This window comes from Atopobium sp. BS2, from assembly GCF_000565075.1.
Taxonomy (GTDB): Bacteria; Actinomycetota; Coriobacteriia; order Coriobacteriales; family Atopobiaceae; genus Lancefieldella.
In genome coordinates this window covers 16,794-39,771 of the sequence record NZ_JDFG01000027.1, presented here as the reverse complement: position 1 = coordinate 39,771, position 22,978 = coordinate 16,794, and the positions used below count along the sequence as shown (strand labels likewise).

21 protein-coding genes are annotated in these 22,978 nt (G+C 48.0%); 18 read left to right on the top strand and 3 right to left on the bottom strand.

Annotation, left to right across the window (positions count from 1 at the left end):
* Positions 1-448: 448 nt before the first annotated feature.
* A complete protein-coding gene (locus HMPREF1492_RS02965; RefSeq protein ID WP_035435745.1) occupies positions 449-1,306 on the bottom strand; it encodes a DegV family protein in 858 nt (285 codons plus the stop codon).
* 204 nt (positions 1,307-1,510) lie between these two features.
* Here HMPREF1492_RS02965 and nhaA point away from each other — a divergent pair, with 204 nt between their 5' ends.
* Entirely contained in the window at positions 1,511-2,881 is a 1,371-nt protein-coding gene (gene nhaA / locus HMPREF1492_RS02960; protein WP_035435744.1) for a Na+/H+ antiporter NhaA, read from the top strand.
* Positions 2,882-3,252: 371 nt separating this feature from the next.
* On the opposite strand, the gene HMPREF1492_RS02950 is transcribed toward nhaA, so the two are convergent.
* Positions 3,253-3,522, bottom strand: coding sequence for a hypothetical protein (locus HMPREF1492_RS02950; RefSeq protein WP_012809184.1), 270 nt, complete (start codon positions 3,520-3,522; stop codon positions 3,253-3,255).
* 72 nt (positions 3,523-3,594) lie between these two features.
* On the opposite strand from HMPREF1492_RS02950, the gene HMPREF1492_RS02945 reads away from it, so the two are divergent.
* From HMPREF1492_RS02945 to HMPREF1492_RS02865, 17 genes are all read left to right on the top strand, one after another.
* A complete protein-coding gene (locus tag HMPREF1492_RS02945; RefSeq protein WP_051479372.1) occupies positions 3,595-4,986 on the top strand; it encodes an aspartate aminotransferase type Ic in 1,392 nt (463 codons plus the stop codon).
* A gap of 88 nt (positions 4,987-5,074) precedes the next feature.
* Positions 5,075-5,851, top strand: coding sequence for a tetratricopeptide repeat protein (locus HMPREF1492_RS02940; RefSeq protein ID WP_051479371.1), 777 nt, complete (start codon positions 5,075-5,077; stop codon positions 5,849-5,851).
* 9 nt (positions 5,852-5,860) lie between these two features.
* Positions 5,861-6,172 carry an STAS domain-containing protein gene (locus tag HMPREF1492_RS02935; RefSeq protein ID WP_035435740.1) on the top strand — a complete coding sequence of 104 codons (312 nt, stop codon included), beginning with the start codon at positions 5,861-5,863 and terminating at the stop codon, positions 6,170-6,172.
* A 74-nt stretch (positions 6,173-6,246) separates the two neighbouring features.
* Complete coding sequence (locus HMPREF1492_RS02930) at positions 6,247-6,870, top strand: Sec-independent protein translocase subunit TatA/TatB (RefSeq protein WP_035435755.1); 624 nt, start codon at positions 6,247-6,249, stop codon at positions 6,868-6,870.
* 18 nt (positions 6,871-6,888) lie between these two features.
* Complete coding sequence (gene tatC, locus HMPREF1492_RS02925) at positions 6,889-7,677, top strand: twin-arginine translocase subunit TatC (protein WP_035426889.1); 789 nt, start codon at positions 6,889-6,891, stop codon at positions 7,675-7,677.
* 33 nt (positions 7,678-7,710) lie between these two features.
* Positions 7,711-10,224, top strand: a complete 2,514-nt coding sequence (locus tag HMPREF1492_RS02920; RefSeq protein ID WP_035435739.1) for a DNA topoisomerase I — start codon at positions 7,711-7,713, stop codon at positions 10,222-10,224.
* Between the two features lie 188 nt (positions 10,225-10,412).
* Entirely contained in the window at positions 10,413-11,072 is a 660-nt protein-coding gene (gene tmk / locus HMPREF1492_RS02915) for a dTMP kinase (protein WP_035435737.1), read from the top strand.
* A gap of 7 nt (positions 11,073-11,079) precedes the next feature.
* Positions 11,080-12,249, top strand: a complete 1,170-nt coding sequence (holB, locus tag HMPREF1492_RS02910) for a DNA polymerase III subunit delta' (protein WP_035435735.1) — start codon at positions 11,080-11,082, stop codon at positions 12,247-12,249.
* Positions 12,228-13,793, top strand: a complete 1,566-nt coding sequence (locus tag HMPREF1492_RS02905; RefSeq protein ID WP_035435733.1) for a PSP1 domain-containing protein — start codon at positions 12,228-12,230, stop codon at positions 13,791-13,793. Before holB ends, HMPREF1492_RS02905 begins: the two co-directional genes overlap by 22 nt.
* Entirely contained in the window at positions 13,793-14,221 is a 429-nt protein-coding gene (locus tag HMPREF1492_RS02900; RefSeq protein ID WP_035435731.1) for a 6-pyruvoyl trahydropterin synthase family protein, read from the top strand. Before HMPREF1492_RS02905 ends, HMPREF1492_RS02900 begins: the two co-directional genes overlap by 1 nt.
* A gap of 93 nt (positions 14,222-14,314) precedes the next feature.
* Positions 14,315-15,355, top strand: a complete 1,041-nt coding sequence (locus HMPREF1492_RS02895; RefSeq protein WP_035435729.1) for a glycoside hydrolase family 5 protein — start codon at positions 14,315-14,317, stop codon at positions 15,353-15,355.
* Positions 15,355-16,230, top strand: coding sequence for a 16S rRNA (cytidine(1402)-2'-O)-methyltransferase (gene rsmI, locus HMPREF1492_RS02890; protein ID WP_035435727.1), 876 nt, complete (start codon positions 15,355-15,357; stop codon positions 16,228-16,230). The genes HMPREF1492_RS02895 and rsmI overlap by 1 nt, the downstream gene beginning before the upstream one ends.
* A gap of 79 nt (positions 16,231-16,309) precedes the next feature.
* Positions 16,310-17,920, top strand: a complete 1,611-nt coding sequence (gene metG, locus HMPREF1492_RS02885; protein WP_035435725.1) for a methionine--tRNA ligase — start codon at positions 16,310-16,312, stop codon at positions 17,918-17,920.
* A 2-nt stretch (positions 17,921-17,922) separates the two neighbouring features.
* Complete coding sequence (gene rsmA / locus HMPREF1492_RS02880) at positions 17,923-18,867, top strand: 16S rRNA (adenine(1518)-N(6)/adenine(1519)-N(6))-dimethyltransferase RsmA (protein ID WP_035435723.1); 945 nt, start codon at positions 17,923-17,925, stop codon at positions 18,865-18,867.
* Positions 18,860-19,879 (top strand): TatD family hydrolase, encoded by a 1,020-nt coding sequence (locus HMPREF1492_RS02875; RefSeq protein WP_035435721.1) that lies wholly within the window; start codon positions 18,860-18,862, stop codon positions 19,877-19,879. Before rsmA ends, HMPREF1492_RS02875 begins: the two co-directional genes overlap by 8 nt.
* Positions 19,880-19,900: 21 nt before the next feature.
* Positions 19,901-20,572 (top strand): response regulator transcription factor, encoded by a 672-nt coding sequence (locus HMPREF1492_RS02870; RefSeq protein ID WP_035435718.1) that lies wholly within the window; start codon positions 19,901-19,903, stop codon positions 20,570-20,572.
* A 6-nt stretch (positions 20,573-20,578) separates the two neighbouring features.
* The gene (locus tag HMPREF1492_RS02865; RefSeq protein ID WP_035435717.1) at positions 20,579-21,619 is read left to right on the top strand and encodes a sensor histidine kinase; all 1,041 of its coding nucleotides are present in this window, start codon (positions 20,579-20,581) and stop codon (positions 21,617-21,619) included.
* 230 nt (positions 21,620-21,849) lie between these two features.
* Here the strand turns inward: HMPREF1492_RS02865 and HMPREF1492_RS07255 are convergent, their stop codons facing one another.
* Positions 21,850-22,851 (bottom strand): GNAT family N-acetyltransferase, encoded by a 1,002-nt coding sequence (locus HMPREF1492_RS07255; RefSeq protein ID WP_051479370.1) that lies wholly within the window; start codon positions 22,849-22,851, stop codon positions 21,850-21,852.
* Positions 22,852-22,978 lie beyond the last annotated feature (127 nt).

The window sequence follows — 22,978 nt, the reverse complement described above, 5'->3', positions numbered from 1 at the left end:
TTGAAGAATCGACATGTTCCTAATCAAGATAGCCAGGCAGCTAGGTGGTTGCACCGCTTGATATACATTTCTATGCATAAACTTCATCTAATATGCTTAAACATGAATAGACTTATATAAGAAATTTAACTATCGATAAATTCTGTATCTACGGAACACACCTAAGTCAGATATTCTGCTCAATTGCGGGCATTTTACACACCTAATGACGATAATCTGCACGTTTGAGGTATTTTCAGCGTCATGTATACGTCTTTTTGACAGATTATCCGACTTAGGTGTGTTTTGAACTGCCTCCTATTTCTCGTGTCCAAGAAATGGGAGGCAATTTATTGTTTACAAATAGGTTTTATGAGAGGCGAGAAGCCCTTCTCGCCCTATGTATTCTCTACAAGAAAACAGCCGCCTGAGTGGACGGCTGTTCTAAGTTGCATGAGGCGATTAACTTTTAGTAGCCAAATACGGCATAGCCAACAAGGCCTGGTCCAGTATGGACAACAAGGTCCGAGCCTGCCTCGACATACCTAAAGTCGGTGACATTAGGGATTGCTTCTTTAATCATGGCCTCCATTTCGGAGTAAATGATATTAGGAGCAGAGCAGCAAATACCCACATGAACGTGGTCAAATTGTTGAGCAAAAGCTGATCCTAGCGCAATCTGTCCTGCTAGAGACTTCTGCCAACCACGAGTCTTCTTGGCAATGGTGTATTTGCCATTTTCATCGCAGGTAAGAACAGGTTTAATGTTCAACATGGAACCAATGCGATAAATTGCCTCAGAAATGCGGCCACCTTTGCGTAAATACTCAAGGCTTGGAACGGAGAAATATACACGTGTGTTCAGAGAAGCCTGATCAAGTTTGGCACCAATCTCCTCAAGAGAAAGACCCTGCTCAATAAGACGTTGAGCTTCAATAACAATAAGGCCGGAAGCAATGCCAATGTTTTTGGTATCAACAACATAAATAGGGAAGTCTGTAATGGACTCTGCAATCATGCGAGCAGTATCGCAGGTAGCAGAAAGTCCAGAGGAGATAGCAACGTAAACGGCACCCTCATAACCTGCTGCTTTTGCATCATCAAACGCAGCTTTAATGCCCTCAGGAGAAGGAAGTGAAGTTTTAGGAACTTCTTCTTCAAAGCGAGCAACAAGCTCTGCTGGTGTGATGGTAATGCCGGACTCGTAGGAAGAGCCGTCAGAATAGTTAATGCGAAGTGGGGTGATACGAATATTGTGTTCAGCAACAAAATCAGGTGGGACATTAGTTCCTGAGTCTGTGATGATGGCAATTCGCTTAGTGTCCATTATCCGCTCCAAATATATACGTGCTACAAGTAACTAAACGTTGACTTTCTATTACCCACATTTTACATAGAGATATACCCCGTTTCCCCGAGATATGACAAGTTGCCCTCAACGGTAGGTAGACGGTACACTAGGCATATAACTCGAGAAAAACTTGCATAGTTAACGGCCAATGTCATTTAGATAAAGAGAGAACGGCAGATAATGTCTAGTATTTATAGAGAGCCCGCTGTAGTAAGAAGAATTAGCCAGCGTTCTTCTTTAAAGAAAATCACCTCTAACAGCACTATTGCAGCAGCAGTCATGGTGCTTGCAGCTCTTATTGCGCTTGTAGTTGCCAACTCTCCTGCTCATGAGGTAGTCCGAGAAATTCTTGAAGTCCAGATGAGTTTCTCGCTTGGTACCATTCATGCATATATGGCTTTGGAAGTCTTTGTTAATGACTTTCTCATGGCCATCTTTTTCTTGCTTGTAGGTATTGAGCTCAAGTATGAGGTAACTGTTGGTCAGCTCAGAAAGCCAAGACAGGCAATGCTTCCTATGCTTGCCGCTGTTGGTGGTGTTGCCGTTCCTGCCCTTATTTATCTGGCTCTTAATGCAAGTTCTGCTCCTCATGGCTGGGCAACCCCAATTGCTACTGATATTGCCTTTGCGCTGGGTGTCATGTCGCTGTTGGGCAACAGAATTAGTCCGCAAACCAAGGTCTTTTTTCAGACACTTGCAATTGCTGACGATATCCTGGCAATTGTGGTCATTGCGCTTTTCTATGGTCACACGCCAGATATTGCCTGGTTAGCAGCTTCTCTTGGAGTACTTGTCATTTTGTGGGGAATGAATCGCCTGAAGATTTACTCTTCTGGTCCGTATTTGCTTGTTGGTTTGGTGCTCTGGGTTTGCATGTATCACTCAGGAATTCACGCTACTCTTGCAGGCGTTCTCCTTGCCTTCTTCTTGCCATCTCACTCTGATGTTCGTCTGAGCAAGCTGGGTAGTTGGCTTTCTAGGCGTGCCCGTGAACTTGATGATCACTACGACGATGAACATCACGTTTTAGGTCAGCATGACTTTACACATGGAGCTAACTCAATCGAGCAGGTCATGCACCACGTAACTCCACCACTTCAGCGTGTTGAGCACTACATTTCTGTTTTTGTGAACTTTGTTGTTCTGCCTATTTTTGCCTTTGTAAACGCGCAGATTACGCTGGTAGGTGCTGATTTTGGTGCGCTTCTTAGCAGTAACATTGCTCACGGCGTATTCTTTGGCGCCGTTCTTGGAAAGCCATTGGGAATTATTCTTGTGACATTCCTGTTGGTAAAGGTTAAAATCTGCAAACTTCCTGCAAAGGTTGACTGGGTTCAGATTGCAGCCGTTGGACTGATGGGTGGCTTAGGCTTTACCATGTCAATTCTTATTTCTAACCTTGCATTCCCAGACGCAGGGGAGATTCTTGCAGCTAAAGTAGCTGTTCTCGCCGCATCGTTTGCTTCTGCAACCTTGGGCCTACTTTTTGTACATATCGCAGAGTTTCACAAGCGTCAAAAGAACAGCAATATAAAGGAAGACTACGAGTAAAAATAAAACCTAATGAGACGTACGACTCTTTCTATCCTTGACTATTAAAATGCAGAGCCCCACAAAATAATACGCAGAAGTTATTAAAAAACTGGCATGTAGAATGTTCACTCCGCCTATTGAGGCATCTTGCCCTGCAGGAGAGAGACACATCGAGACAATGGTGAATAGCCATATAAGAAGTAAACAAATATTGACTATCTTATTAATAAGATAAGCTATTGGAGTAGAAGCATCAAAAAATATACCTCTATTAAAGATGCTAATGAAAAAATCTTTCCAAGAGTCATACATAACGAGCCTCCAACTTGTTAGAAAAAGATCCCGTATATATGCAATTTTATCACTTATATAAAATCAATAAACTATGGCTATTCAACCGTGCCGTAGGTAAAGCCCCAACCGTGCGCCGTAACAATTGAGTTAATCTGATCGCAGAGACGAGCGCGGACATAGGTGCCCGACGGAATTAGCTCAATGACTTCTTGCAAATCCTCTTCAAGATCATCTACTTCGGCTTGAATCAGCACGTCAACCTTAGTGACCGTGCCCGAAGGTTTGCGCTTATAAAGGTTGTCAACAAGGTGCTGGAGCTCGCCATATGCCTCCGAGCGCATGCCAGGCTGTGCAGAATTTGCCATGATTCTCCTTGTCGCGTCGATTTTCAAATCACCTATACTTTGTATCACGCAAAGACCAAAAAGGGGAGTGTCATGTTTGAGCTAGTTTCTCGCGAGCTGTTCCAGCCAAAATCAACCTCTGAGCAAAACGCTTATCAGAAGATGAGCGATGCTGAGCTTAACCAGGCCCTTGAGCTTATTGGACAGGAAGCTCGTGCACTTGGCGAGAAAAACCTCAAGCTTGATATGGCTCGCGGAAAGCCAAGCCCTACACAGACGGCACTGTCTAAGCCTATGCTTGACGAGCTGAACTCTACTTCTGATCTGACTGACAGCGGCTCTTTTGCAGACAACTATGGAGACCCTTGGGGTCTTCCTTCTGCGCGAGCCTTCGCTGCAGAGCTCACAGGCGTACCTGCTGATCAGGTCATTGTAAATGGTTCTTCTAGCCTTAACCTTATGCACGACATTATTTCTCACGCCGTTACCCATGGTCTTGCTGGTCAGCCTTCTTGGGCAGAGCAGATGGCAGCTGCAAAGGCTCAGGGTACCACGCTCAAGTTCCTGTGCCCTGCTCCCGGCTATGACCGCCATTTTGCTATTACACAGCATTACGGACTTGAAAACGTTGCGGTACCTATGACCGAAGACGGTCCCAATATGGACGTGGTCAAGGAGCTTGTTGAGAACGACAGCTCTGTTAAGGGAATTTGGTGTGTGCCGCGTTTTGCCAACCCAACTGGCATCACCTATTCAGATGAGGTTGTCCGTGCGTTTGCAAATCTCAAACCTGCAGCTCCTGACTTTAGAATCTTCTGGGATAACGCCTATGCAATTCACGCTTTTGTACCAGAATCTGAGGCTCCTCAGCTCTTAAATATCTTTGATGCACTTTCAGAGGTTGCCGCAGATGGTGCTCAAAAGAACCTGGTTATCGCTTTTGCTTCAACGGCAAAGGTAACCTTCCCAAGCTCGGGCATGGCCTGGGTTGCTGCAAGCCCTGCAGACAGTAAAGAAATCCAGAGCGCTTTCAAGGTTGCTCGAGTTTCTCCCGAGAAAATCTCGCAGCTGGCACATGTGCGCTTCCTTAAAGATGCTCAAGGTATTGAAGCCCATATGCAAAAGCATGCCGAGCTGCTTCGACCACGTTTTGAATTGGTTGAACGCAAATTGCAGGAGGGTCTGGGAGATCTAGGCGTTGCAACCTGGTCTCATCCTAAGGGCGGCTATTTTGTCTCGTTTGATGGTCCCGTTGGCTCTGCACGCGCAATTGTTTCTCGCGCCAATGAACTGGGCGTTACCATGACACCTGCAGGAGCTACATGGCCAGCCGGTAAAGATCCTTTTGATACTAATATCAGAATTGCTCCAAGCTACCCAACGTTGGAAGAGCTTGATGCAGCGCTTGATGTGTTTATTGTTGCTGTTAAACAGGTAAGTGCTCGACTTGCAAAAGTTGATCGTGGTCAGAGCGTCTGGGGATAGCTTGTGTAACTTTGGTATTTACTTTGAAAGTAGACCTATTCTGCCGTATCTTGATTAGTTATGTTTAGAAAAAGCGATTGGATGTTGAATGCCAACTAATACTTCAAAGCCAGAACTTACACCAGAACAGAAGGCAGAAAAAGAGCTGGTTGCTATGGCAAACCAGACAGCAAAAAAGAAGGCAAAGGACCGCAAGCCCGATGAGGCTCCTAAAAAGCCAGGTCCTTCTACAAGCATGAAGATTGCTATTGGCGTATTCTCGCTCTTTATTGCTATTTCTATGATGTTACCTTCCCTGGCCAGCATTTTCTCTAACTCTCAAAAGCAGAATCAGGCTCATCAGAATTCTCCTGAGGCTATTAACCAGGTCTATCAGAAACAGGCAGAAGAAAAAGAGTCTGCTATTCAGTCCAATCCAGATAATCTACCAGCACATCTTGATTTGGCTCGTACGTATTTAGGTTGGGGAATGGCGCTTAAGAGTTCTTCTCAAGATGATTCTGTTCAGAAGCAGTCTTTACAGCTGATCAACAAGGCAATTGCCGAGTACGATACGTATCTTGCTTCAAATGATTCTGATGAGGTTCGTGTTGATAGGGCAATTGCGCAGTTCTATGCAGGAGACCAAACGGGTGCCGTTGAGGCGCTTAAGGCAGTAACAGATCGCTCTCCAGACTATGCTAACGGTTGGCTTAATTTGGGAATGATGTATCGTGTTACTGATCAAGTAGATCTTGCAAAAGAGGCACTGCAGAAGGCAATTGAGAAAGATTCCGATAATAGCGCCGGTGTGAGGGATAATGCACAGAAAGTTCTTGATGCATTAAACGGAAACACCTCTACCTCTTCAAATAACACTAAGTAAGGAGGAGTTATGGCACTAGAGATAAGCTCTGAAATTACAGATGAAAAGGCCATTATTCGCATTGAGGGCGAGGTAGACGTATCAAACGCCTCTGAGCTTCGCGATGCTTTGGATACCGCGCTCGCCGATGGAGCAAAAGAAGTTGAAGCTGATTTTGCTGAGGTAGCTTATATTGATTCGACGGGCATTGGCGTTTTAGTGGGTGCCGCACATCGAGCACAAGAGAGTGGTTCTGTGCTTGTTGTTGCAAATCCTCAGAAAAACGTGGAGCGTGTCTTTTCGCTTCTTGGGGTCGATAAAGACCTTAACGTTCGCAAGTAGGTTTGGTAACTTGCAAGCTCTTTGAGAAACGGTTCAAAGAGCTTGTTTATGTTTGTTCCAGAAAGGTATTGCTTGTGTTTGGCATTGGAGAAACAGAGCTCGTACTAATTTTGCTCTTTGCATTTTTAGTATTTGGTCCTGATAAATTACCTGGTATGGGTCGCACGCTTGGCCGTGCTCTTAGACAGTTCCAGAATGCGCAAGAAGGCTTTAATAAAGTCGTCCGTGCAGACTTACTTGACCCTGCGGCGGATGCACTTCACGAGAAGCCCAAGCGCTCCGAGCAGCTCAAAAATGCTGCATCTGATGCTGACCGCGAGGATACTGACCATCAGGAGACCTTTGCTGAGCGTCGTGCTCGCCTCAAGGAGGAGCGCGAGGCAGCTGAGAAAGCTGCTGCTGAGGCGGCTGAGCAGAATAAGCAAGCTGAGCAGATCCAGGAGGCTGAGCAGCCAGAGGCCGCTTCTGCTGAAGAGGCTCTTGCAGCTGCACCACAAGCTACGTCTTCTGTTGCTTTCTCCGATGATTCTACAGAGGTAACTGAGTACGTGGCACCTAAGGCTGCAGAAGAAACTCCTGCTGCAGCTCCATCTGCAAAAGACCTCTATAACCTTGGATCTGCACGTTCTTCTCGCTCTATGGCAGAAGACAAGAAAGAAGAAGTTGCTGGAGAGGAGGGAGAAAGCCAGGACGCATAAGTCCAGCTTTCGTGTGTAATGCCTATTACTCCAGCTCGTATGCCACTTTTTGATCACCTGGGAGAACTCCGTCGCCGCGTGACCATTGTGGTGGTATCGCTTTTTGTTACCGCGATCATTATTTATTTTGCAACGCCTGCATTGATTGAGATCTTGATTGACCCTATCAGGGAGTTTTTGACCGATGGTAAGCTTACGGTTATCTCGGTCCTCGGCGGCTTTAGTATCAGGTTTAAGGTAGCTTTTTTCTTCTCGGTGATTATCTGCACACCTATTATCATCTGGGAGATTATGGCTTTCTTCTTGCCTGCACTTAACGCTAAAGAGCGCAAGTGGGTTGTTCCTACCGTGGCAGCCATGATTACCTTGTTCTTCTTGGGTATGCTGTTCTGCTACTTCATCATTTTGAACACTGCAATTGGTTGGATGATTGGTCAGTCGCAGGAGTTTGCAGGAACTATTAATGAGGCAAGCGATTATCTCAACATTATTATGATGTTTGAGATTGGCTTTGGCGTTGCGTTCCAGCTTCCACTAGTTATCTTCTACCTGGCTATTCTTCACCTTGTTCCTTACAAGGATATGCGTGAGCAGTGGCGCTATGTCTATGTTGGCCTGATGATTCTTTCTGCAGTAGTCACTCCTGACGCATCACCTGTCACCATGATTTTGATGTTTGCAGCTCTTATTCTGCTGTACGAAGTTGCTCTGGCCGTTGCTCGCTACGTCATTATTGCCCGTGATGGCAAAGCCGCTCTTAAGTGGAGCCGCGAGGACTACGAGCAGCATGAGCTAGACAAAATCTAATAGTTTCATTTTTACTTTGGAGAGTGTTGTTCTTTGATTCTAGTTGTTACCGAGAAAAACGACGCAGCGCAGCAGATTGCTCGCCTTCTGTCTGAATCGGGTAAGCCTGAGACAGACAAGGTATACAACACTCCTGTTTATCGTTTTAGACGTGGCGGAGAAGACCATGTTGCTATTGGTCTTCGCGGTCATATTCTGCAGCCGGATTTTCCTTTGGCTCTCAAGTTTGACAAGGAAGAGGGCTGGTATGGAGAAACTGCGGAAGGGGAACACCTTCCTGCAGATGTTCCAGATGGCCTTGAGCGTCCTCCTTATAAGGTTAAGCGCAAGCCTTTTATGGCAGATGGCGTTGACCTTAAGGGCTGGAAAATCCCCAGCTTGCCCTATTTGATTTGGGCTCCTGTAGATAAACAACCTGCAGAAAAAGAGATTATTCGCGCCCTTAAGAACCTTGCTAAGAAGGCAGAGTCTGTCATTATCGGTACGGACTTTGACCGCGAGGGAGAGCTTATTGGCTCTGATGCATTGGCACAGGTCCTCTCGGTTAATTCTAACCTGGCAGTATTTCGTGCTCGCTACTCTGCCTTTACCAAGACAGAGATTGAGACCGCTTTTAATAACCTGGTGGACCTTGATTACAACTTGGCTGCAGCAGGTGAGTCCAGGCAGTATATCGACCTCATTTGGGGTGCGGTGTTGACCCGTTACCTGACCACCGCACGTTTTGGTGGTCTGGGCAATACGCGCTCTGCTGGTCGTGTTCAGACTCCTACGCTGGCACTTGTTGTTGAGCGCGAGCGCGAGCGTCTGGCATTTAAGCCAGAAGATTATTGGGTTATTTCTGGTGTTGCTGCTCCAGAAGATGATGCGGAAGCAACCTTTAAGATGGTTCACCAGACCGCAAGATTCTGGGATCAAGCGGAAGCAGACGCAGCTTACGCAGTTGTTAAAGATCAGACGCAGGCAACGGTTGTCGAGATTGAGTCTCGTAGCAGAAAGCAGCAGCCACCAGCTCCGTTTAACACCACGTCGCTCCAGGCAGCTGCAGCTGCAGAGGGTATCTCGCCAGCTAGAACTATGCGTTTGGCAGAGTCTCTGTACATGGACGGCTTGATTTCATACCCTCGCGTTGATAACACCGTTTATCCAAGTTCGCTTGACTTGAAGGACTGTGTCCGTACGCTGTCTGCAGTTCCTCAGTATGCTCCTACCTGCAAAAAGCTTTTGGGTCAGCCAAAGCTTCACGCTACTCGTGGTAAGCAGGAGTCTACTGACCACCCACCAATTTATCCAACGGCAGCAGCAAATCCAGATTCTTTGCAGCCTGCAGCTTGGAAGCTTTATAACTTGATTGCTCGAAGGTTCCTCGCAACCCTTATGGGTCCAGCTACTATGAGCGGTACTAAGATTACGCTTGACGTTGCTGGTCAGCCCTTTGTTGCAAATGGAACCGTGCTGGCAGAGCCAGGCTTTAGAGAGATTTATCCCTTTGGCCTTAAGAAAGACGATCAGATTCCTGATGTCGGCGAGGGAGAGATTATCTCTATTCAGTCTTTGTCGCTTGACGCTAAGCAGACAGAGCCGCCTGCTCGCTATAGCCAGGGCAAGCTTATTCAAGAGATGGAGAAGCGAGGTCTTGGTACAAAGTCCACGCGTGCCTCCATTATTGATACGCTCTACCAGCGTAAATACCTCAAGAATGATCCTGTTGAGCCAAGTCAGCTTGGTATGGCAATTGTTGATGCGCTCTCGCAGTTTGCGCCACACATTACCTCGCCTGATATGACAGCAGAGCTTGAGTCCGATATGACAAGCGTTGCTGAGGGCAAAGACACGCGTGATGGCGTTGTTACCCACTCAAGAACTCTGCTTGCAGGCATGATTGATACGCTTATTGACCACAAAGAAGACCTGTCTGAGGCCATTGCTGATGCAGTTACTGCTGACGCAAAGGTGGGAACTTGCCCTAAGTGCGGCAAAGACTTGGTTGCTAAGAGCTCTCTGAAGACTCGTGGAAGCTTTGTTGGCTGCATGGGTTGGCCAGACTGCGATGTTACCTATCCACTGCCTCAGGGACGCGTTGAGCCGCTTGAGGGAGAGGCTGGTGTCTGCCCAGAGTGCGGTGCTCCTCGCGTAAAGGTTCAGCCGTTTAGACAGCGTGCGTATGAGACTTGCATTAATCCAGCTTGTCCTACAAACGCAGAGCCAGATCTTATTGTGGGTGAGTGTCCAACCTGTAAGGCCAATGGCAAGCATGGGGATCTGGTAGCTCATAAGTCAGAGCGTACGGGTAAGCGCTTTATTCGCTGCACCAACTATGAGGAGTGCGAGACCAGCTATCCTCTGCCTGCTCGTGGAAAGCTTGAGAAGACCGATGAGGTCTGCCCAGATTGCGGCGCTCCTATGGTGGTTGTTACTACCCAGAGGGGTCCTTGGAAGCTGTGTCCAAACTACGATTGCCCTGGTAAAGAAAAGAAAACTGCCCCGCGTAGAGGCGCTCGTAAGAGTACTAAGAGCACCAAATCCACCAAGGCAGCAAAAAAGTAAACGTATGACGGTGCATCGAGAGGTGCACCGTTTTCGGAAGAACGAGCGTCCCTCTCCAACGCCCGCTCCATACGTATTTTTACCCATTTTTGAGCACTTTTCATGTGGAAATGCGCAAAACCTTTAGAATATTCATGGCGAGAAACACAATCTGCCTGTATCGTGAGATAGTTAAGAGGGAGGGAAGCATGAACAAAAGCACACGTACATCACAAGGTTTGTTTATCACGCTTGAAGGCGTTGATGGCTGTGGCAAGTCAACACAAGCTTCTCTTCTGCGAGAAGACCTTGAGGCTCTTGGCTTTGACGTGGTCTTTGTTCGTGAGCCCGGTGGAACCGCTATTTCTGAGCAGATCAGAGGCGTTGTTCTTAACCCAGAAAACGATGCAATGTGTGACGAGTGTGAGTTGCTTCTGTATGAAGCAAGTCGCGCTCAGCTGGTGGGAGAAGTTATCCGTCCAGCTTTAGCTGCGGGCAAGGTTGTCTTATGTGATCGCTTCTACGATTCCACCTATGCGTATCAAGCAGCTGGTCGCGGTCTTGATACAGATCTTGTACACCGAGCAAATCGTTTGGGAAGCTGTGGGGTTTCTCCTGATAGAACCCTTGTCTTTATGCTTGAGCCAACAGTTGCTCATGCGCGTGCTACGCAAAATGATGCCGATAGGCTAGAAGCAGAAGGTGTTGTCTTCCAGGAGCGTGTTTTTGCTGGATATAGGCAGCTTCTGCAAGATGAGCCAGAGCGTGTAAAAGCTGTTAATGCAGACGGCAGTATTGCTGAGGTTCGCGCACGTACTCGTCAGCTGTTAGCTGATCTTATTCCTGGTATTTGCGAGCTTGGTGAGTGATGCGTTTATGACTCAAGAGAGCACACATACTACGCAGAATAGCTATCCACTTCCTCAGGCATTAACGCGTCTTCAGGATCAACCTCAGGTCCAGAACTTGCTTGCGCGTGCACTGCATGAGCATAAGCTTGCTCACGCCTATTTGTTTGTAGGTGCCCCTGGTTCAGGTAAAGGCCTTGCGGCCAAGGCTTTAGCGCAGTGCGTTCTCTGTGCTCAAGGCGGCGACGCTGCCTGTGACGACTGTATTCGTATTTCTCGCGGTACCCACCCTGACGTGCACGTACTTACTCCGGCCTCCGCAAATGGCTATCTTATTGAACAGATTCGTCAGCTTATTGCAGACGTTAGTCTGGCGCCCATGCGCTCAGCTCATAAGATTTACGTGATTGACCGCGCCGATTTGCTCAGAGAAAACTCAGCAAATGCGCTGCTCAAAACTATTGAAGAGCCACCTGCAGACACCATCTTTATTCTGTCTGCGCGCTCTTCTTCTGCGGTGCTTCCCACTATTGTTTCTCGCTGTCAGGTAGTTGCGTTTAGAACGCTTACTGATGCTGCAGCTAAAGCTGCCATAATGCGAGAGATTTCTGCCACGGAACAAGAAGCTCGTATTGCACTTGCAGCAACAGGAACTCCTGGTAGAGCTGTGGAGTTTTTGCAGTCTGCTACGCGCAAAAACATTCGTAGACAGCTTATTGATGTTTTTGGCAACCTACTTAGAAACGACTCGTGGGATGTACTTACTTCCGCAAAAGAGCTGATAGAAGCTGCAAAAATTCCTCTAGGTGACGTAAGACGTGCCCAAGAGGAGGCGCTTGCCCAAAACGAGGACTTTCTTACCAGCACTGCGTTAAAGCAGGTTGAAGCTGCCAATAAGCGAGAACTCACAGCACGCGAACGTTCGGGTATCATAGAAATGTTGGCAATTCTGGAATCGCTTCTTCGCGACGTGCTTTTATGTTGCGAGGCAGTTGATGAAGAAATAGTAAATACGGATGCAGCAGGCATTATCGATCGCGTTGCATCTCAAACTCATACCCAGGGTGTTCTTGGGGCTTTAGCTGCTGTGCAAGAGGCTCAATACAACCTGGACCGCTCTGTTTCTCCCCAGCTAACCCTTGAGGTTATGCTGCTGCATATCAAGGAGGCACTTACATGCCCACCGTTGTCCCGGTGAAATTTGAATACGCCGCGCGCGACCTTTGGTTTGATCCAAAGGAGTCCGGCGTTCTTGAAGGTGACCACGTCATTTGTCAGACCGAGCGCGGTCTAGAGATTGGTCTTGCTGTTGCTGATCCTCGTGAGATTTCACAGGAAGAGTTTGAGTACAAGACAAACAAAGCCGAGCTCAAAGACGTTGTTCGTGTAGCAACTGACGAGGACCTCTCTCGCGCAGAAGAGCTTGCCGCTAAGGGCGAGGCCGCGCTTCCTGTATTTAGGAAGTTTGCTGTTCAAGAAGAACTTGAGATGAAGCCTATTGGCGTCGAGTACCTTTTTGATGGCGAGAAGGTCGTGTGTTACTTCTCGGCTGATGACCGCGTGGACTTTAGGCAGCTTGTGCGCGAGCTTTCTCATGAGCTTCACGAGCGCATTGATATGCGTCAGATTGGCGTCAGAGAAGAAGCAGCGGTTATCGGCGGTTATGGTCACTGCGGACAAGAGCTCTGCTGTAGAAGGTTTGGCCTTTCTTTTGAGCCAGTTTCTATTCGAATGGCAAAAGAGCAGGATTTGCCTCTGAACTCTACCAAGATTTCCGGTGCTTGCGGTCGTTTAATGTGCTGCTTGCGCTATGAGTTTGAAGCGTATCGTGACTTCAAAAACCGTGCTCCAAAGCGTAACGCCGTTATTGAGACTCCTTTGGGCATGGCAAAAATTGTTGAGTACAACACGCCAAAAGAAGAGATTGCCCTTCGCCTAGAGAGTGGCAAAGTAGTTCGCATCCCTCTTGCTGATATGGACGCCTCTCCTGCAGCACAGCAGAAGTCGGAAGACCTGGGTTGTTCTTGCAGGCCAGACAGCGTTTCTCGCGCTGCACTTGAGCGTCTTGAATCTGTTGAGGTTCAGATGGCTCTGGCAGAGCTTGATAGAGCAAACGGCCTCATTGTTGATGAAGAGCCAGAGATTAATCCAGACCTCTTTGTTACTGAGGCTCCAAGGCGCAAGCGTGAGCGCTCCGATCAGAACTCTGCAAATAGGCAGGATAACGCTAAGAACTCTGGAGCAAGAAACGCTCGAGAAGAGCAGGGAGCTCAAAGTTCTTCTCGCACCCGTCGTGTAAGAACTTCAAAGAACGCTCAGGTTAATCCTGGTTCCAGCACCTTTGATGCTGCAACAGATACACTGCGTCGCACGCGCCGTCGCCATCATGCAACGGAAGAGGGCACTGCAAATACTCAGGCTCCTCAGAAAAATGAGCAGAGTTCAGCTCCTGCGCAGAAGCAGCTACAGGGAAAGCGCTTTAGAAGAACAGATGCTCCTCAGGCGCCACAGAAAGCTGATGAGGCACAGGCTCCAGTCCGTGCAAAGAGGACTCGTCGTCCAGGTGATAGAGCAGGTATGAAGGCACAGAGTGCTCCACAGAGCGCTCCACAGAATACTTCTGGTTCTAGTGGTGCACCTAACGCTGCATCTAGAGATGCTCAGCCACAAAACGCTGCACGTCGTAGACATAGAAGAGCTGGACGCGATGATCGCGGTCGCGGCTCAAAGGACAACGAGTAATGTATACGCTTAAGACTGAATATGCCTTTGACTCAGCGCATTTTCTTACCAACTACTATGGCAAGTGTGAGAACCTGCATGGCCATCGCTGGCATGTGACTGCCTGCATTTCAACTGCAGAGCTTGGTGAGTCTGGTACAGAAAAAGATATGGTTATGGACTTTGGCGTCTTTAAGCGCAAGGTCCGCGCGCTATGTGATTCCCTTGATCATACGTTTTTGATTGAGGAGGGTTCTCTTTCTGAAAAGACGCTGACCTGTCTTAAAGAAGAGGGTTTCTCGCTTACCATTTTGCCGTTTAGAACAACAGCAGAAAACTTGGCTAAGTATCTCTTTGAGCAACTTGAGTCAGAAGGTTTGCCCGTCTCTTCCGTTGAGGTTGATGAGACCCCTAACAATTGCGCCATATATTCAAAAAATATGAAGTAACCTGTTGTTTTTTAAAGCTCGTGCGAGCAACGTAACCTCGATGGGTATACTCTACGTATGTAGAGGTTTTATCTTTTGGCGAGGTGGAATTTCATGGCTCACGGAGCATTGCGGGGTGTCAATTTAACTGGTTGGCTTACGCTTGAACCGTGGGTAACTCCTGAGCCGTTTGCACGCACAGGGTGCGTTGATGAAGCTCAGCTCATTAAAGCGCTGGGCGTTGAGGACTACCACGCTCTTGTTAAAGCGCATCGTTCTTCATTTATTCAGAGTTCTGACTTTGTCAGCATTGCCGCTCGTGGTTTTAATGCGGTAAGAATTTCTGTGCCTTGGTACGTTTTTGATGAAGAAGCTGCAGGAACTCCATATGTTAGCTGCATTACCGAGCTTGATAGAGCTCTTGAATGGGCAGAAGAGCTTGGCCTGCACGTTATTTTTGTACTGGCAGTAAATCCAGGTTTGCCTGATGGCTTGAATGACCAGCCAGGCGGTGCTCCGCGCACGAGAATTTCTGGGGAGAAGTCGCTTTCTATTCTGCATAAGCTTGCCCTTCACTACGCTCACCGCAGCGGTTTTTATGGCATTGAGGTAGCCGATGAGGTTAAGCCTCGTGTGCGCAAGGGCTTTAAGCTCACAGATGGTATTCCTGGTCACTCGCTTAGAAACTATTATCGCCGTGCTTATGAGACCATTAGATCTGTGGCAGGAGAAGAGCCTGTGGTCATTCTTCCAGATGGTGGCTGGCCTCAGGGATTTAGGCGTTTTATGAGCCAGCAGGCCTATCAAAACGTTTGGCTCGACGCTCACCTTGATAAACCCTGCGAGGGAATTGATTGTTCGGGTCCTCGCGGTGTACAGCAGCTTATTGATAAAAACGAAGCGTATTTGAAGACTTCTGCTTCAGGCGGTCTGCCGGTCATGGTGGGTAAGTGGTCAGCATCACTTCCAAGCATTGACGGCGCTATGACGGCAGAGGGAAGAATTGCACTTGAGCGCATTTACACTTCCGGCCAGCTCAAAGTGTACAATACGTGTCCTGCATGGTTCTTCCAGACCTGGAAGACCTCCGCATTTTTGGCTGCATGGGACGCACGCGTTGCGCTTGCAACGTTTGAGAGGGGAATGCTCGAGTAATGACAGGATCTACTCTTTTAGCAGGTAAACTGTCTATTGTGGGCACGCCTATTGGTAACCTTTCGGACGCGTCACCGCGCGTTAAAGAAACGCTTGCAGCAGCGGATGTCATTTTATGTGAGGACACGCGCGTGACCTCAAAGCTCCTCTCGGCATTTGACATTCATGTGCCACTGCAGCGCTGTGATCAAAATATTATTGAGTCGCAAATCGAGCCAACACTTGAGAGGCTTCGCGCTGGTCAGCGTGTTGCGTTTGTGTCAGATGCGGGTATGCCAGGCATCTCTGACCCGGGTCAGCATTTGGTTGATGCGGCGCTTTCAGAAGGCCTTGCAACAGAGGTTATTCCGGGCCCTTCTGCGGTGACCTGCGCACTTGTTGCATCGGGCCTGGCAAGTGACCATTTCTTTTTTGAAGGCTTTTTGCCTAGAAAGCATGGGCAGATTGTTCAGCGCTTGCAGCAGCTTGCAGCAATTCCTGGCACTATTGTGCTGTATGAGTCTCCGTTTAGGGTGCCTGCAACGGTCGAGGCTATAGCCGAGGTATTTCCAACTAGGCAGGTGGCTCTTGTCAGGGAGCTCACCAAGCTGCACGAAGAAGTGGTACGCGACGTGGCACCTTGCCTTGTTAAGACACTTGCTGCAAAAGAGAACCTCAAAGGCGAGTGTGTTTTGGTTATCGCAGCTCCTACAGAAGAAGAGCTTGCCTCTGCATCGTCGCAGGCAGCGGGCGAGTCTCAGCTCTCGCTCGAAGATGCAATAGAGGCTGGTCTTGCTTCTGGTACGAGAAAATCGGCCTTGGCCAAGGAGCTTGCTCAGAAGTTTGGTATTGCGCGTGATGAGGCATACCAGGCAATTCTTGCTCACGAGGCATAATCACCATACCAACACAAAGAGCGCCCAGCATTTGCTCTATACTGGATAAGTTATTGCAACTTACACAAAGGGAGTCATTATGCCCGAGGCCAAGCCGTCATACTTTATTACCACCCCAATTTATTACGTCAACGCAAAGCCACACCTAGGAACTGCGTACTGCACCCTGCTTTGCGATATCCAGGCTCGCTTTAGACGCGCTGCTGGTTACGATGTATTTTTCCTCACCGGTATGGACGAGCATGGCGAGAAGGTCGCTCTTGCTGCAGCTGATCACGGTTTGTCTCCACAGGCATGGTGTGACTCGCAGGTTCCTTTCTTCAAGGGACTCTATGAAGAGCTGAATATCTCATATGACGACTTCATCCGCACTACCGATGAGCGCCACGTAAAAGCTGTCCAGTATCTGTGGGAGCGCATGCGTGAGGCAGGCTTCATCTACAAGGGATCTTACGATGGTTGGTATTGCATCCATGAGGAGACCTTCTTCACCGAGACTCAGGTAGAGAAGGCAGACGAAGAGGCTGGTTGCAAGGGCGCACACCTCTGCCCAGATTGCCATCGTGAGCTTGAGCGTGTCTCTGAGGAGTCTTGGTTCTTCAAGCTCTCTGCATTCCAGGATAAACTGCTTGAGCTCTATGCTCAGCACCCAGATTTCATTGAGCCAGATTTCCGTGCAAACGAGGTCCGCAGTTTTGTTGAGTCTGGCCTCCAGGATATTTCTGTATCCCGCACCAGCTTTGACTGGGGTGTTCCAGTTCCTTTTGATGAGTCTCACGTAACCTACGTCTGGTTTGATGCTCTTCTTAACTACTACACCGCTGTTGGCTACGGTGATGACAGTCCAGAGGCTGCTGCTATGAGAAAGCGTTTCTGGCCAGCTCAGATGCACGTTGTCGGCAAGGACATCATTCGCTTCCACTGCGTCATTTGGCCTGCAATGCTTATGGCTCTTGGTGAGGCAGTTCCTGAGCACATCTTTGCTCACGGCTTCCTTAACGTCCGCAACTCTGAGACCGGCGTTGTTGAGAAGATGAGTAAATCTCGCGGAAACGCCATTGCACCTAAGGACGTTTTGGACCTGCTGGGTGTTGAGGGCTACCGCTACTACTTCATGACCGACGTCACTCCTGGTGAGGACTCTGGCATTTCCTTCGAGCGCATGGAGCAGGTCTATAACGCTGACCTGGCAAATAGCTGGGGTAACTTGGTTTCTCGCGCCCTTAATATGAGCGATAAGTACTTTGAAGGTGTCACTCCAACTTTTGATGGATCTTCTGTTGCTGCAGACCATCCTCTGCGTAAGCTGGCTGAGGGCATCTATGACCGCTACGCCGCGTGTATGGAGAAGATGGACTACGTTGGCGCTAAGAACATCATTATGGAGCTTGTCCACGCAGCTAACCACTATATTGAGGACGCTGCTCCTTGGACGGTGGCAAAAGACCCAGAGCGCGCATCAGAGCTTGCAGAGATTATCTATACGCTGCTTGAGTCTATCCGCATTTGCGCACATCTCTTTATGCCATTCATGCCTACTACGTCTGCTGAGGTTCTGCATCGTATGAGCCTTGATGAGGCAGAGATTACCTCTACCGATACCCGTAGCGAGTGCGTATGGGGCAAGCTTCAGGGTGGTTTGGCTGTCTCTAAGGGAGACGCTCTATTCCCACGTCTTGCAAGCAAGTAATCGTGTCGGAGCACGCATCGCATCAGACATCGTGGCTTGCTAATCAGCGCGCCACTAAAGAAACGCTGGAACGTTTTGGCCTTGCCACCAAATATAGGCTGGGTCAAAACTTCTTGGTGCAAGATCACGTTATCGAGAAAATCGTCCAGCTTGCAGAGGTTCAGCCTACCGATGTGATTGTTGAGGTTGGGCCCGGCCTGGGTACCCTTACGGTTGCCTTGCTTGACAACGCACTCGCAGTGTGCTCACTTGAGGCAGACTCTGAGCTTGAGCAAGTCTTGGCGGTAACCTGCAAAGAGCCTCATCCAGACTCGTTTGCGCTGGTTATGGGAGACGCTCTGGCAATTACACCGCAGAAGCTTGCTGAGGCCTACAGTGCACTTCCTGCCGTTGCTCAGAGCGCAGCATCGAGCGCTCCGATGCCAACAAAGTTTATGTCTAATCTGCCATATCAGGTGGCAGCTACGCTGATTCTCAAGTTCTTCCAGGAGCTTCCTTCGCTTGAGCGAGCGGTAGTCATGGTGCAAGCTGAGGTAGCCGACAGAATTGCCGCCAAGCCTTCTACCAAGGCATATGGCGCTTACACTGCAAAGCTGTCTTTGTTTGCGCAGGTTACTGGCAGATTTGAAGTGGGTCCTGGCAACTTTATGCCTCCACCACGCGTTAACTCTGCTGTGGTCCGTCTTGATCGCACCCAGGCGAGAAACCCGCTGACCTTCAAACTTCTTTCTGAGGAAGAGCTCTTGCATACCATGAGCGTCATTGACGCCGCCTTTGCACAACGTAGAAAGACCATTCGTAATTCAATGAGCGCCTCTGGTTTTGATAAAGACAAGCTAGACCAGGCGTTTCTCGCCACAGGAATTGCGCCTACCGTGCGCGCAGAAGTTTTGACCAGCCAAGATTTTATTTGTCTTGCAGCTGCTTTGGAGCCTTTGAGTGAGTAAGAAAAAGCATCATCTACCAGCAGAAGAAGTGGAATCGCTTTCGTTTTCTGATGGCCAACTCTTCCACGATATTTATGGCACACCTCGTCCAGCTCCGCGTGTTTTGGCGCCTGTTGCCGATACCCATGGTCATTTGGGCAGCCTCCACGAGCACAGCGCTGCAGAGTCTCTTGCACGAGCAGCAGCAGCGGGCGTTCGCATGCTTATTGTTCCCGTAGACATTGCAACGGAGTTCCCTCGTAAGTGGGCAGACACCAGTACTTTTATCGCTTGGTTTGAGGATACTCTGAGCCAGGCTCGCGCTGCTTATACAAAGCTTGCTGAGGCAAATCTCTGCGTACCCTGCGATTTACCTGCAGAGTATTTGTTTGAGCACACGTATTTTGTGGTTGGTGCGCATCCCTATAGTGCACCAGACTATAACCAAGAAGCTGAACAGCGCTTGTTTGAGCTTCTTGAGCACCCTCTTTGCGTTGGTGTGGGAGAGATTGGCCTTGATTTTGGACCGTATTGTGAGGTTCCAGAAGAGGTCCAGCGCCAAGCATTTGAGCGCCAGCTCTCCATTGCTCACGAGCACAATCAACGCGTTGAACTACACCTACGCGATGGTGCTGATGATACACATGCTCATGATTTGGCGCTTGAAATACTAAACCGTATGGGTGTGCCTAAGGCAGGCTGTGACCTGCACTGTTACACCGATGGTCCTGAGGTCATGAAGCCTTTTGCAGACCTTGGTTGTTTTGTAGCCTTTGGTGGTGCAGCAACGTTTAAGCGCTCAGATGATATTCGAGCTGCAATGATTTCCTGTCCAGAGGCACAACTGCTCTCAGAGACTGATTTCCCCTACATGGCGCCAGAACCTTTACGTGGAGGGGAGTGCACGCCAGCGATGGTGGTGCACACGGTTGAGCGCTTGGCGGAGCTTCGTTGGCAGCGACTTGATATCCCCAAAGAGAAGACGTATACCATACTGTGGGAAAACGCCCAGCGCTTTGTAGGACTTGCATAGCACAGCAGGAGGTGAGCACATATGACAAAAATCCTGGTAGTAGAGGATGACCATCAGATTCAGCAAGAGTTGGTGCTCCTGCTACAAAGAAACGGCTTTGAGGCCCAGGCTCTCACGTCTTTTGAGTCTGTACCTCAACAGATTATTGCCGCTCATCCAGACCTGGTTTTGTTGGACCTTAACCTTCCTGGCATTGACGGACAACAGATTTGTCGAGAAGTACGACAGCTCTCAAACGTTCCCATCATTGTAGTTACCAGCAGAAACACAGACCTTGATGAGCTTATGGTGCTCTCGTTAGGAGCGGACGATTTTATCGCCAAGCCCTATAACACCCAGATTTTGCTTATGCACATAACCTCGGTTTTGAGGCGTGCAAATAGCGATGTCACAACAGGAACAAAGCTTTCATATGCAGGTGTGATGCTTGATTCTTCTTCCTGTAAGGTCTCTGCAAATCAGAAAAGTGTAGAGCTGACCAAAAACGAGCTCAGGATACTTTCACTTTTGATGCAAAATGCAGGAACGGTTGTTTCTCGCCAGCGTATCCAAGAGGAGCTGTGGCAGTCGGATGAGTTTGTTGATGACAATACGCTGACGGTCAACATTAGTCATCTTAGAAATACTCTTGCAAGCATTGGCGTTGAGGACTTTGTGATGACACGCCGCGGACTTGGCTACGTTATTGAGTAGGCTGTCATGACGTTTTTTAAGTATCTAAAAAATCGAACTATCTTTTTTCTTGCGCTTATAGCTAGCAGCACGTTAATTGGCTTTATGCTTAAGGGCGTTGGGCTTAACGCGTTTGCTATTGCCTACTGTATTTTGGTTTTATGGGTAGTGGGAACAGCGGCACTATTAGCCGATTATTTTCATCGTCGTTGGTTTTACCAGCAGCTTGCTGAGAATTTAGCAGCAACTGATAAAGAGAGCTATCTGGTTCCTACCATGCTGGATACGCCTTCAACGCTGGAAGAACATCTTTTTAAAGACGCACTTTCAAGCATGTCCAAGTCTATGATGGATCAGCTTGCCGATGAGCATATGCGATCAAAGGAATATCGCGAGTACATTGAGATGTGGGTGCATGAGATTAAGACTCCCATCGCTGCAGCTCATTTGGTTGCTCAGAATAATCCATCGCTACCTATGGATGACGTGCAAACGCAACTTACCAAGATTGAAACTCTGGTAGAGCAAGCGCTCTTTTATGCACGCAGCGCATCTGTAGATCGAGATTTTTCTATTCGAGACGTCAATTTGCAGTCCATCGTAAAAGATGCTCTTAAAAACAACGCACGCGTCTTCATTGACGCTGGTGTTTCTCCGCATTTTGATGATTTGGCCCACGTGGTCAAGGCTGACCCAAAATGGCTTGAATTTATTTTGCGACAGCTCCTAATTAACGCTGCAAAGTATTCAAATCCAGAGCTTGCACCTGGCGAGAAAAACGTTTGGATTTCTGCCTCTGTCTCAGAGCCACGTGAAGGAACTACTTCAACTACTCTCTTCATTAAAGATAATGGCATCGGTATTCCTGAAGAGGATCTTTCTCGTATTTTTGATAAGGGATTTACCGGCCAAAATGGACGCAAGTACGCCAAATCTACCGGTATGGGTCTCTATCTCTGCTATGAGCTCTGTAAAAAGATGGGCCTTAAGCTGGCTGTGAGCAGTACAATTGGTAAAGGTTCAACCTTTTCCATTACGTTCAACCAGTCTTTTACGGATTTAAAATGAAACTAATTAATAATGAAAATACGAGCAAAGCAGACTACATCGTAGCTGCTTTGCTCGTACTGAATACGGCAATTCATTTTTATCCAGAAGTATTCCCTTATTCACAGCAGATAAGTGCATGCATTTTTTTCTCCATCTTCCTCTTGCAAATTTTTAGGATAGTTAAATTTAGAGAAAGAAAAGTAAGTACCTATGTACTTTTGGCTATGAGCCTTCTAGCAGCAATTGCGTTAGTTCTCAATTAGAAGCTCCCACAGTTCATCTGTTTGAGGATCGCTTCCTACTGGGAAGGTATGCTGACTAAAGCGCTTGAATCCCCAACGTGAATAAAACGCCTTAGCAGGCTCATTGTGTTCCCAGACACCCAGCCATACACGTTGTTTGTCCTTCTCCTTTGCCAGGTCAAGGGCAAATTTCATGAGCTTTGATCCAAGGTGTAGGCCTTTAAATCGAGGAAGAATATACAGGCGCTCAATTTCAAGTGAGTCATCGCGCTGGCCCTCGGTTTGCTCATAGCGTGTATTGAGCTTCAGGTAACCAGCTACTTGACCTTCTACCTCAATAAAATAGAAATATGAGTGTTTAGCAGCAAGCTCACGGGCAAGCTTTTCTGTGTTGTAGAGCGAGTCCACGCAACTTGCTAAATCATCTGCTGTATTTGAGTCAATAAAAGTGTCTACAAATGTCTCAACGCTAAGCTTCTGCAGTGCACGTAAATCGGCTGTTTCAAGCGGTCGGATTGAAACGTGCACGTCATCAATGCTAATTGTGTTTCTCGTCTGACGATATGCATCAAGGTCAAAGGAGAGCACATGGTGAAGGACGCCAAAGTGATCAAGTACCTTAGAAGATACCTGCGTAAATCCAGCGTGCTCGTAGAAGGGCTGAGCTTTGAGTTGCGACTCAACTAACACCTTGGAAGCACTACTTTCTTGTGCCAGGTAATCAAGGGTATCGTGCAGCAGCTTTGAGCCAATACCAGCACCTTTGTTACTGACGCATACGCGCCCAATAAGAGGGGAGTTATAGGACTGTCCTGAATCAATGATGCGCAAATATGCAGCTACCGAGTCAGTATCTTGATAAAAGACATGGGTAGAAACTTGATCAACGTTATCAAGATCGTTGTACATAATCTGCTGATCAACAATAAACGTTTCTGCTCTTAGAGAAAGAATTTGATACAACTCTTTAGCGGTAAGCTGCCCAAATCTTTTAATTACCAACTTCATAGCATGCCCCTCCCGTATGCTTGATAGTGATATTTTGACACATCAAAGTGAGAAAAGCGTAAGGTTTCTGTAAGGTCAATCGATGGCAACGTAAACGGTAGTGACGGAGTATATATCTCAAGATTTA